The sequence below is a fragment of the Alkalihalobacterium sp. APHAB7 genome (genome assembly GCF_048323755.1).
GTDB lineage: Bacteria > Bacillota > Bacilli > Bacillales > Bacillaceae_F > Alkalihalobacterium.
Genome location: NZ_JBLWFS010000033.1, coordinates 24,582 through 36,164, shown reverse-complemented (window position 1 = coordinate 36,164; position 11,583 = coordinate 24,582). Strand labels below are relative to the sequence as shown.

Here is an 11,583-nt window from a genome sequence, read left to right as displayed (position 1 = left end):
GCCTCGAGCTTCCTTCAGATTCCACGTCACCATGGACACCCTTGCTTTTGGCTATGTACTTACCGCTACAAGGTCGTACTCGGGACTTTCACCCGTTAGAGTTCGCCCATGCTGGGCGAACAAAAAATAACTGATATGCTTAGCATATCAGTTATGATAAAAGTAGTACTTTTCTAGTTATTGACCTAAACGTTTCTCTTTTTGAACCACATATTCATTAGTCTGCTTCATGTGTTCTTAAACTAATGGAAGTCTATAGCACAAGTTATTGTCTAAAGAAGAGGCCATTACCCAGCTCTACCTTTAGTAATGACTTGAATGATCTCATCGATACTCATTCCAGTAGTTAAGGTATGTTCACCGATTTGTACATACTTCGCTGCGTTTCTTGATTCTACTCTGCTTACAAATTTTGAAGTGTCCTCAATAAGACCTTTTTCTTTCAGCATTCTTGCGACATCATGACTTACCATTCCCGATGCGATTGTGATCTTATGTTTAACAGGCTTCTCTTCTTTCTCTTCCTCTTTTACTTCCTCTTGCTTTTCTTCTTTTACTTCTTCTTTTTCTTCTTTTGCTTCTTGCTTTTCTTCTACTTTTTCTTCCTGTTTCGCTTCTTCAGCAGGCTCTTCCGGTACATTTACCTGAAGTTGTCCACCCACCATCGTTTCATATTCTTGTTGTGACACGACGAGTAGATTATGTTCTTTTAGAAACGCCTCAATCATTTCTTGATTAAGTTCTGGTGCCTCAGCTGTAGTTTGAGCAGGGGCTAGTACTGATTTAAACACTAACAAAACGATACCTGCGATCAAAAATCCCATCGACAACCCACGTGCTGTATGCTTATCCACGTTTAACCCCTCCTTCTTTCGATTCTTTTATTTGATCTTTCAATTGATTAATTTCTCTCATTAGATTGATTTGAACATTACTTACTTGAGTATCAACTTCAGATTGATAGTCTTTGGCAAAAAAAGAATAAACAAATAAACCTGCACTTGCTAAAAACAATAAAATGATTAATAACGTCATTATGTATTTCCCCTCCATAATCTAGAAATAAAAACTAGTATATAAGCTATAATTCATTATAATTCGACATATTATATAACCTTAAAAATCATATCACTAATCTCTCATTCAAACAATCTATCTTTATATAATCTTTAAAATTTGAACCGTAAGACCCTTATAGGAATAGGTCTTTTCTTTTAATTCTCTCAAATCTGTGGTCCATGCGGTAATTTAGACACATGTCGAATTACGTCTAAAGAATCATGAATGAAGCTATACACTTCTTCAAACCCTATAGTTGGAGGTGAATTTTATGAGCGATTGGAACAAGCAAGCCGCACGAAACAATCACGATCGGCAACCACATAAAGAAGAAAAGAAAAAATCGATTGCCGATGACATGATTGAGATGGATGTCTTAGAAGAAGTGATGCAAGATGCGAAGGCCATTGATAAGAAATAGCAATCAATGTTAGGAGAAATTTTGCGAATCACAAAAAAACAGCGTACTTAATCGCATCGATTTTGTACGCTTATCTCTTCCATTATATTCGTATTTATTGAGGTTCGTATATTTTTCATCCAACATTATTTTATGACAAATATACCTCAAAGCACTTACCGTAAATTAATCAGTTGCCCCTTATAATCATAATAATGATTCACTCTTAAATCGATCCGGTTTTCGTTATCTTGTAGTTTTTTTGGTACTTCAAAATACAAATACTTATGTGCTTCTTCTTCTGGCAAGAGTTTTTTGTCGAAAGCAAAGTCGCTTAAATCAGTATTTAAATAGAGCGGCGTAGTAAAAAATTCATAAAATCCATCCTCTATTAAAGTAAATAGGATCGGAATATCCATAATCGGATCAATCGTTTGATCAGAAATATTAACTGCTTTCATTTCTATTACATAATAAAGCGTGTTATCCTCCGGTTTTAACTGAAAGATGGTAGGATAATCTTTGTTATAATTTGGAGGTTCAATAATATTTGTAAAATATGCTTCGCTAATCTTATACTCAATTAAATCTTCCACATCAATCTGGTTCTCATTAATGCTAACCTTTAAGGCCGACTCTTCCCAGTCTTCAAACTCTCCAAATACGTGCTCATGACTTTCTTCTGCTACTTCATCTTCTACAAAAAATCCAATCAATCCGAGAATAAAAAGGACAGCTAAAATTCCACCGACTACTTTAACAGCCCACCCGCTACTCTTACTTTTCTTGTAATCCTTTAGCTTTCTATTTGAACTATAGTAGTTCATCATCGAAACTATCGTATCCATCTTCGTGCGATCAATATTACGAAATACAACCGTTTCCTTCCGAGGTGCTTTAAATGTAAACGTCAACTTTGGGTTCAACGATGTTTCGTCTTTCGTTGTAACATTTGAGATAAATGGATACTCATAGGTTTCCATATAATCTAGTTCGGTTTCTCCACTGTCTATTCGAGAAAAGAACAGCACTCGATAATCAGAAAACACTAAGAGCCCCTCATAATCTTTGTTTTCCCATTCCAAATGGTAAGTGGCTTCAACGATTGCTTTAATATCTTCTCCATCTTTTTCTAAAAGACTGTGGCAAAGCTCAGCCTCTTCATCTGTAAGAACGATCGCTCCGTTCGTTAAATATTTAATGTTATTCTTAATCTTTTCAATTTCCCATGGTCGATTCGCCAAGTTTTTTCCCCTCCATCGTACAATGTTCATAGAAAAGCGTTAATTTTGGAAACCTTTATTATCATACATCATTTCTTAAATAGGTAATATAAGGTAAATTAACCATTACTTATGAACTGAAGTCCACGATAAAAACCACTACTATACAGAATAGTAGTGGTTCGTTCGCTGAGTATACATGCTTTTTAACTTTATCGGCGTAATTCTCATTATACCGGCGTAAAATCATATATATCGGCGTAACTTTCAATATATCGGCGAAACTTCCTAATATATCGGAAAAGCGACGCAATATATCACAATTCGACACTCTGCTACTTTAAACAAACGTTTAATTAACGTGTATGTTCGCCTCTCAATTTTTATTTTGGAAAAAACAACAGGGTTGCTTCGAGTTCTTGTACTAAGCTTTGACCATGAGCAATCATTTCTTGCGGGACTTCAGCATCTTTATTTTCAGGCTCAGAAAATTGGTTCATAAACGAGTTATACTCCAATATGTTGTCGTCGAGTGATTCTTGAAAGTCATGATTTAGTAAGAATGGCCTTCCTACTTCTACCTTTACTCCTTTTTGGTCCAACTCTCCATCAACAGCTTGAAAAGGAACTCGTAAGAAGATATAGTTTCCTACCGTTTGGTTAACCTTGTAATCAAAATAGCCATGATCATAATCCCAATTACCACCAATTACATAACCAAGCGGCTTCAACTTCTCTTCCAAATGTTGAAGCTTAAATTGTTTATTCTCAATGGCAGAATTTAATTGGATCATCCTGCTTCATCCTTTCACTCACGTTGTTACCTTTAGCTTACCCTCTTCCCATAAAAAAATGCCCTGCACACTCAATCGAGCGGCAAGACATTTTTATAAACCTATAAACTAAGGAACATAATTACTTTTCGCTTAGTCTTTTAATCGTTTTTCGAGCTCTGCTTTTTCTGCTTCAAAACCAGGTTTACCTAAAAGCGCAAACATATTCTTTTTATAGGCTTCAACACCTGGTTGATCAAATGGATTTACACCTAGTAAATAGCCGCTGATCGCACATGCTTTCTCAAAAAAGTATACCATGTACCCAAAGTGGTATTCGTTCATTTCTGGAACATTTAAAATTAAATTCGGAACGCCACCATCTGTATGGGCTAGCATCGTTCCTTGGAATGCTTTTTTGTTAACGAAATCGACCGTTTCACCAGCTAGATAGTTTAACCCGTCGAGATCATTATCCGCTTTTTCAACAACCATCTCTTCACGTACTGTTTCTACGTTAATAATGGTTTCAAACAAATCACGGCGTCCATCTTGAACATACTGCCCCATCGAGTGCAAGTCTGTTGAGAAGTTTACAGACGCTGGGAAAATTCCTTTTTGGTCCTTTCCTTCACTTTCGCCATATAATTGTTTCCACCATTCAGAAACATACTGAAGAGATGGTTCGTAGTTGACCATTAACTCAATCGTTTTTCCTTTGTTATAGAGGACGTTACGAACTGCCGCGTATTGATAGGCTTCATTTTCGGCAAGACTTGGATTACTGTATGCGTCACGTGCATCTTGTGCACCTTTCATCATTGCCTCAATATCGATCCCAGCCGCTGCAAGCGGAAGAAGACCTACTGCTGTAAGCACTGAGAAGCGACCACCCACATCATCAGGAATAACAAAAGTTTCATACCCTTCTTCTGTCGCAACTGTTTTTAATGCGCCTTTCGCTTTATCTGTCGTTGCATAAATACGCTTCGTCGCTTCTTCTTTACCGTATTTCTTTTCTAAGTAGTCACGGAAAATACGGAAAGCAATCGCAGGTTCTGTCGTCGTTCCTGATTTAGAAATGACATTAATGGAAACATCTTTTCCTTCAATGACAGTTAACAAATCTTTTATATAAGTGGAGCTAATATTGTTCCCTACAAAGAAAATTTGTGGCGTTTCGCGTTTCTCTTTCTCTAATACATTGTAAAAAGAATGCTGAAGTGATTCTAAAGCAGCTCGTGCACCTAAATAAGATCCACCTATTCCAATTACTAATAAAACATCGGAGTCTGACTTGATTTTTTGTGCAGCTTGTTGAATGCGTGAAAATTCTTCTTTATCATAGTTGACAGGTAGGTCCACCCAGCCAATATAATCATTTCCTGCTCCGGTTCCATTATGTAATTGATGATGCGCTGTTTCTACAGCTCCGCTTAAATAATCTACTTCATGTTGATTAAAAAATGGTGTAGCTTTTGAATAATCAAAGCGTATCGTACTCATTAATGTTAATCCTCCTAAATCGAAATACATTCTCCACTCTACTCTAATAGCTTTTCCTTTATATTAAGGGAACATGCTCTTTTTAAAGAGCAGCTGATAATATTTTTGCTGTATCTTCTTTATTTAATTTCTTAAAGTTTCCAAATTCACCAAACAAAGCAGCGATATCTGCCATTTCTTCGATACGACTGCCATCAATATCGTAATCAGCTAACCGTGCAGGTGCACCAATACTTGTCCAGAATGCTGAAAGTTTTTCAACACCTTCTAAAGCGATTTGCTCATCTGTTTTCCCTTCTGGATCTACTCCGAAAACACGAGTCGCTAACTGGACATGGCGGTCTAAGTTTTCCGACATGGCGTATTTAATCCAATGCGGGAATAAAATCGCGAGTCCGCCACCATGTGGGATATCATAGACAGCAGAAACGGCATGCTCAATGTTATGTGTAGCCCAATCCCCACGAGCTCCCATTTGCGTAATGCCATTCAGTGCCATCGTGCCGCAATACAAAACAGTTTCACGATAATCATAATTATGTAAGTCTTCCACAAGTTTCGGACCAACTTCCATAACAGTTGTTAGGATTGACTCACAAATTCGATCTTGAAGCGGTGTGTTCGTTGTTTGATGGAAATAAGATTCCAGCACGTGGCTCATTATATCTACAATTCCATAAATCGTTTGATCTTTCGGCACTGAAAATGTATAAGCTGGATCAAGAATTGAAAATTTCGGGAAAGAATATGGACTTGACCAGCCTACTTTTTGATTAAGCTCCCAATTTGTAATGACTGAATTTGCATTCATTTCAGAACCTGTTGCTGCTAACGTTAAAACCGTACCTAATGGTAACCCACCCGTTGGACGTGCTTTTCTCGTAATAACATCCCAAATGTCCCCATCAAATTTAGCTCCAACAACGATGGCTTTAGCCGCATCGATGACACTACCACCACCTACAGCTAATACGAAGTCAATCTCTTCTTGGCGACATAAATCGATTCCCTTTTGTACAGTAGTAAGTCTTGGATTTGGCTCAACACCAGATAATTCAACGATTTGAGCATTTATTTTTTCAAGTTCATTCAGAACTTCATCATAAACACCGTTTCGTTTTATACTTCCCCCACCATAAACAAGGAGTACACGAGTACCATACCTTTTTACTTCTTTACTGAGTTGTTCGATCTGACCTTTACCAAAAATTAATTTTGTTGGATTAACAAACACAAATGATTGCATGTATATACAACTCCCTTCACCTTTTATTATTAACGAGAATTCTCTTCCGTGCAACAAACTAGATACCAAAAGAGATTATCTAATTCTTATTTGATATTTATCAGTGAAATCCTCTTAAACAAAGGTTTAAATTTTTGTAATTTAGAAAGAAATTTGCTGAATGCATATTTCTATACAAAATACCTCATTCTAAAAAAAGAGCACAATCTTTATCAGTGCTACAAAAATTGACGGAGGTGGATGTTATGAGTGGCATTCAGCGTACAGCTTTAGTATTAGCAATTATTGGAGCCATCAACTGGGGTTTAATTGGTTTCTTCCGATTTGACCTAGTGGCTGCAATCTTTGGTGGTCAGGCAGCTGGTTTCTCCCGCTTTATTTATGCACTTGTTGGTTTAGCTGGACTTTATTGTATTTCCATTCTCTTTAAGCCTGATGAAGAACTGGAAAGAAGTCCTCAACCAGAGCGTTAATATGTAAATGATTACAAATTTATATTTATGGAAAAAAAAGAGAGACCTGTTCCGAGCAGGTCTCTCCTTTTTGCTATTTGATTAACGCTTAGAACGTTTGTTTAAATCTGCTTGAATTTCGTTTGATTGTTTTAACCAATCTTTTAGCTTATCTTCAAGCGTGTTGAATCCTTGAGTTGCACTTTGTTTTTCTGGCTTTCTGCCGCCGCCTTGTGGACGAGCTGGGCGTGCTGGACGCTCTTTTCTTTCTGGGCGCTCTGGAGCTGGCTGAGTTGCACGAATAGATAAAGAAATCTTTTTCGTGTTCTCATCGATTGATAATACCTTAACTTTCACCTCGTCTCCAACTGATAAAACTTCATTAATATCCTTAACGAAACCGTGAGCTACTTCAGAAATGTGAACTAGCCCTTGTGTGTTTTCATCTAGTGCTACAAACGCACCAAACGCTTTAACACCAGTTACTTTTCCTTCTACGATGCTACCTACTTCTAAATTTGCTACCATACAATATACAACTCCTAAATATTTTTTAACCTTCTTAGTCTAACACAACTTTCATATTAAATCAAAAATATTACTTTTTAGCCGGCTGATTTTTATCCTTTGAATGAACAGCATTTGGCTTCTGGTTTTGAGGACCTTGATCCTTTTTATAATCTGTTATTTTTCCATATTGATATTGCTTTTCATGAAGTGTTATTTCAAATGCTAGTGCCCACTTTTTTAATTTAGGGATTTCATGCTTTGTGATGATGGAAATAACGGTTCCTTCTTTACCCATTCGCCCCGTTCTTCCGGCACGATGCAAGTATCCTTCTTTCTCGTCTGTTAATTGGAGATTAATCACATGCGTGACGTTTTGAATATCAATACCACGAGCCGCAACATCCGTTGCGACTAAAATGTGGAGGTCTCCATTACTGAATTTTTCCATCACATCTGCTCTTTGAAATTTGTCCTGCTCACTAGACAGTGCGCCCACTTTTACGCCGTGATAAGCAAGTTTCTCAACCGTTTCCTTGACACGCTCTAAACTGTTAACAAATACCATACCTCTTGTAATGTTCAAATTGCGGATCATTCCACGAAGTTGATCAATTTGTTGTCTTCTGTCACCGACAATAAATAAATGTTCGATCTTGTTTTTTACTATACCCTCATTTACAGAAAGGAAAACGGGATCAGACACCTTTTGAGAGAGGCGGTTCATTAGTTCTGGCGTTGCGGTTGCTGAAGCAAAGATAAATTGGCAGTTTCCAGGCATTTTACGCTCTAATTGTACGTAGTCTTCATTACTTTTTCTGTCTAGAATTTGTCGATCAGCTTCATCAAAAACAACAGCTTGTACATGATGCATCTTTAATTTCGTTTCAGCTAATTCAAGAATTCGACGAGGTGTTCCAACCACTAGTTGTGGTTTCACCTTCTTTAATTTTTCCAACTGTCGTTTGATGTTACCACTACCGATAAACGCTTCGACGTCATAAGGCGTATCTTTTGTTAAATCTTTTACTTCTTGAAAAATTTGCATCGCAAGTTCTTGCGTCGGTGCGACGATTAATGCTTGAAGGTCTTTTTTTGTTTCATCTAGCTTTTCAAGTAATGGGAGGACGAAGGCTAACGTTTTTCCACTACCGGTTTGAGAATGCAATACAACATTTTTACCTTCGATAATGGCTGGAATGCCTTGTTCTTGAATTTCAGTCGGTGTTTCTATTCCTTTATCGTTTAATACTTTTACATAGCGTTCATTTAAGCCTAAATCTAGAAATGTCTTACTCATTAATATCCCTCTATTCTATAATTGAAAACTTTTTATATTGTTCATATTGTTCAACATTCATTTGATGTAATACATTTAAAAATATTTCTTGATATGTACCGATTCCTTTATCTTTGGCTTGTTCATAGGCAATTTCTCCAGCAATTCCATAAAAAGCTAATCCTTCAGCTAACATTTGTACAGAATTTCTTTTATCTACTGTGAGAAAAGCACCTAGGACGGCTCCGAGCAAACATCCTGTCCCGACGACCTTTGTCATCCAAGGATGGCCATTCGAAATTTCATACGTTTGTTCACCGTCTGTTACAACGTCCGTTTCTCCTGTAATAACTGTAATTGTATTAAAGACCTCTTTTGCTTTTTTCGCTAATACATCTTTCGGCAGTGTCGTTGAGCCATCGACACCCTTTATCATACCACTTTCACCTAGTAAGGCGGCAACTTCTCCACCATTTCCACGCAAGACATCAATGTTCACTTCGGAGAGAATTCGTTTCGTCGTCTCCGTTCGGTAAGATGTAGCACCAGCACCTACTGGATCTAAAATAACTGGAACACCCGCTTCGTTTGCAGCTTTTCCTGCTAAAATCATCGCTTCCACTTGCTCATTATTTAATGTACCGATATTTAATAACAGAGCCCCAGCTATTTGAGCGAGGTCTTCGACTTCTTCTTTCGCATAAGCCATGACTGGTGATGCCCCAATGGCAAGAAGTCCATTTGCAGTAAAATTTGTAACGACTACATTGGTCATACAATGAATAAGCGGCTGGTCTACTTTTATTTTTTCAAAAGCATACATTATTAACACCTCTATTTTTATTTTATTTGATTATGTATAAAGTTATAAATATCAGGGAATAACTGTTTACTACCATATAGTATTCCCCCTTTTAAGACAAGGTGTAAACGCCTTGTCTTTTTTTATTGTCATCATTGTACTTGATAAATGTTGGGAATGTGTGAGTTTGTTGAGATGTGTGTATTATCTTTAGTATACAAAATTAATTTTCTAATAAAAAATGCTGTCCCTTGAAGCAATATTGCATAATTAGCGTTGGCTAACATGCTTTTGGCTTCTAAGGACAGCATCTTGAAATAAACTATAAGATTGAGTGAGCTTTAACTATGCTTTTCTAAAAATTTCCCTATCCGGTGAACCGATTCCTCTAGGTTTTCCATTGATGTTGCGTAAGAACAGCGAATATGCCCTTCCCCACCTGCACCAAAGACATCTCCAGGAACGACAGCAACCCGTTCCTCAAGAAGAAGCTTCTCTGCGAATTCTCCCGAGTCAAAACCTGTATTTTTTATTGAAGGAAACGCATAAAAGGCGCCGCCTGGTGTGTGACACGGTAACCCAATTTCTGCAAACGATTTAACAACGAAATTACGACGCTGATGGTAGCTTTGGACCATTTTCTTAACATCGACTAAGCCATTTTGCAGGGCTTCCAGCGCACCATACTGTGCAGGTGTAGACGCACACATCATCGTGTATTGATGGATTTTTAACATCGCAGCTGTAATGTCCTCAGGGGCGAGTGTAAATCCTAATCTCCAGCCGGTCATTGCAAAAGCTTTCGAGAAGCCTGATATGACAACCGTACGTTCCCGCATTCCTGGTAAGCGAGCAATCGAGTAATGGCTCACATCATAAGAAAGCTCTGCATAAATTTCATCCGATAAAACGAGTAAATCATGCTTTTTAATGACATGTGAAATGAGTTCAAGCTCCTCTTTTGTCATAACTGCGCCTGTTGGGTTATTCGGAAAACAAAGCATGACTAGTTTTGTATTAGGTGTGATTGCTGCTTCTAATTGAGCAGGCGTTAATTTAAATGAGTCTTCTTTCTTCGTTCCTACGGATACAGGAACTCCCCCTGCAAGAGAAACGATCGGTGCATACGAGACGAATGTCGGTTCAACAACAATGACCTCATCTCCAGGATCAACAAGCGAACGGATCGCTAAATCAATAGCCTCACTTGCTCCAACCGTAACAAGCACTTCGCTATTAGGGCTATAATGAAGGGAAAATTCTTGACTCATATATTTTGAAATTTCTTCTCGAAGTTCTAGAAGTCCAGCATTCGCTGTATAGGCTGTAAACCCTCTTTCCATGGAAGAGAATGCGGCCTCGCGAATATTCCAAGGTGTGACAAAATCAGGTTCCCCAACACCGAGAGAAATAATGTTATCCATCGTCGATGCGAGATCAAAAAAACGGCGGATGCCAGACGGTTGAATGGATTCAACAGCTTTTGAAAGACGTTGGTTTATTCGTGTAGAATTCGTCATTACGGAGTCACCACAATTCTACGGTCTTCCTCGCCGTCTTCAAAGACAACACCGTCATGCTTATATTTTTTTAATTGAAAATGCGTTGTAGTTGAAATAACGGATTCGAGCGTCGATAATTTTTCCGAAACAAACCGCGCAATTTGAGACATGCTTTTTCCTTCAATTACAACGGATAAATCATAAGCACCTGACATTAAATAAAGCGCCTTTACTTCAGGAAAACGATAAATTCGTTCTGCAACATCATCAAAGCCTACTCCTCTTTGTGGTGTCACTTTAACATCAATCATCGCTGTTACATTTTCATGATCATGTACTTTACTCCAATCAATAACAGCGGAGTAACTTAAAATAACTTTTTCTCTTTGCAGCTTTTTTAAAATATTTTCGACTTCTGACTCGCTTAAATCCATCATTTTCGATAATGTTTTTATACTGATACGGCCGTTTTCTTCAATAATCTGGAGAATTTCTATTTCTTTACTATTCACCATATACTCCCCTTCCTATCTATTCGTTGTATGTGTATTTTTTATTTCGTATATAATATCATATTAACTGCCTTTAAGGACTTACTTTTCTAAAAATTCACCAAAGTTAATCTTTAGATTTTCAGGGGCATTTTTCGATACGTGACTTACTTTCTAAAATTAAGTTTTATAAGCCCATTTTCAATAAAAACTTATGTCCTCTATGTAAAAGGTAATTATGGAAAATGACAATCAGACTTTCGTCACCTCATGGCAAGTGGCGTGCAGTTTTTTTGTTATGAGTCCATAAAAAAACTGCACGCCACCTTTTTTAGCCCAAGGC

At 37.5% G+C, this 11,583-nt stretch carries 13 protein-coding genes; 2 read left to right on the top strand and 11 right to left on the bottom strand.

The window, feature by feature from the left end; translation table 11 throughout:
• Window positions 1-287: 287 nt before the first annotated feature.
• Both ACNSTQ_RS20805 and ACNSTQ_RS20800 read right to left on the bottom strand, forming a co-directional pair.
• The gene (locus tag ACNSTQ_RS20805; RefSeq protein ID WP_418201669.1) at window positions 288-854 is read right to left on the bottom strand and encodes a hypothetical protein; all 567 of its coding nucleotides are present in this window, start codon (window positions 852-854) and stop codon (window positions 288-290) included.
• A complete protein-coding gene (locus tag ACNSTQ_RS20800; protein ID WP_418201668.1) occupies window positions 847-1,035 on the bottom strand; it encodes a hypothetical protein in 189 nt (62 codons plus the stop codon). The genes ACNSTQ_RS20805 and ACNSTQ_RS20800 overlap by 8 nt, the downstream gene beginning before the upstream one ends.
• Before the next feature lie 295 nt (window positions 1,036-1,330).
• Between ACNSTQ_RS20800 and ACNSTQ_RS20795 the strand changes: the two genes are divergently transcribed.
• On the top strand, window positions 1,331-1,480 hold the full coding sequence (locus tag ACNSTQ_RS20795) for a hypothetical protein (protein WP_216830953.1): 150 nt from the start codon (window positions 1,331-1,333) through the stop codon (window positions 1,478-1,480).
• A gap of 155 nt (window positions 1,481-1,635) precedes the next feature.
• Here the strand turns inward: ACNSTQ_RS20795 and ACNSTQ_RS20790 are convergent, their stop codons facing one another.
• From ACNSTQ_RS20790 to ACNSTQ_RS20775, 4 genes are all read right to left on the bottom strand, one after another.
• A complete protein-coding gene (locus ACNSTQ_RS20790) occupies window positions 1,636-2,703 on the bottom strand; it encodes a hypothetical protein (protein WP_418201667.1) in 1,068 nt (355 codons plus the stop codon).
• Window positions 2,704-3,065: 362 nt separating this feature from the next.
• Window positions 3,066-3,476: a YugN-like family protein gene (locus ACNSTQ_RS20785; RefSeq protein ID WP_418201666.1), complete on the bottom strand. Its 411-nt coding sequence runs from the start codon at window positions 3,474-3,476 to the stop codon at window positions 3,066-3,068.
• A gap of 132 nt (window positions 3,477-3,608) precedes the next feature.
• Window positions 3,609-4,961, bottom strand: a complete 1,353-nt coding sequence (locus ACNSTQ_RS20780; protein ID WP_418201665.1) for a glucose-6-phosphate isomerase — start codon at window positions 4,959-4,961, stop codon at window positions 3,609-3,611.
• A gap of 82 nt (window positions 4,962-5,043) precedes the next feature.
• Window positions 5,044-6,207, bottom strand: coding sequence for an iron-containing alcohol dehydrogenase (locus ACNSTQ_RS20775; RefSeq protein ID WP_418201664.1), 1,164 nt, complete (start codon window positions 6,205-6,207; stop codon window positions 5,044-5,046).
• A 245-nt stretch (window positions 6,208-6,452) separates the two neighbouring features.
• On the opposite strand from ACNSTQ_RS20775, the gene ACNSTQ_RS20770 reads away from it, so the two are divergent.
• The gene (locus tag ACNSTQ_RS20770; protein ID WP_075387890.1) at window positions 6,453-6,680 is read left to right on the top strand and encodes a DUF378 domain-containing protein; all 228 of its coding nucleotides are present in this window, start codon (window positions 6,453-6,455) and stop codon (window positions 6,678-6,680) included.
• Between the two features lie 81 nt (window positions 6,681-6,761).
• Here ACNSTQ_RS20770 and yugI read toward each other — a convergent pair whose 3' ends face one another.
• The 5 genes from yugI to ACNSTQ_RS20745 form a co-directional block, all read right to left on the bottom strand.
• Window positions 6,762-7,187: a S1 domain-containing post-transcriptional regulator GSP13 gene (gene yugI / locus ACNSTQ_RS20765; RefSeq protein WP_418201663.1), complete on the bottom strand. Its 426-nt coding sequence runs from the start codon at window positions 7,185-7,187 to the stop codon at window positions 6,762-6,764.
• A 70-nt stretch (window positions 7,188-7,257) separates the two neighbouring features.
• A complete protein-coding gene (locus ACNSTQ_RS20760) occupies window positions 7,258-8,466 on the bottom strand; it encodes a DEAD/DEAH box helicase (RefSeq protein ID WP_418201662.1) in 1,209 nt (402 codons plus the stop codon).
• A 10-nt stretch (window positions 8,467-8,476) separates the two neighbouring features.
• Window positions 8,477-9,268, bottom strand: a complete 792-nt coding sequence (gene thiM, locus ACNSTQ_RS20755; RefSeq protein ID WP_418201661.1) for a hydroxyethylthiazole kinase — start codon at window positions 9,266-9,268, stop codon at window positions 8,477-8,479.
• 320 nt (window positions 9,269-9,588) lie between these two features.
• A complete protein-coding gene (locus ACNSTQ_RS20750; RefSeq protein ID WP_418201660.1) occupies window positions 9,589-10,767 on the bottom strand; it encodes an aminotransferase in 1,179 nt (392 codons plus the stop codon).
• Window positions 10,767-11,264, bottom strand: coding sequence for an Lrp/AsnC family transcriptional regulator (locus ACNSTQ_RS20745; RefSeq protein WP_418201659.1), 498 nt, complete (start codon window positions 11,262-11,264; stop codon window positions 10,767-10,769). The genes ACNSTQ_RS20750 and ACNSTQ_RS20745 overlap by 1 nt, the downstream gene beginning before the upstream one ends.
• Between the last annotated feature and the right edge of the window lie 319 nt (window positions 11,265-11,583).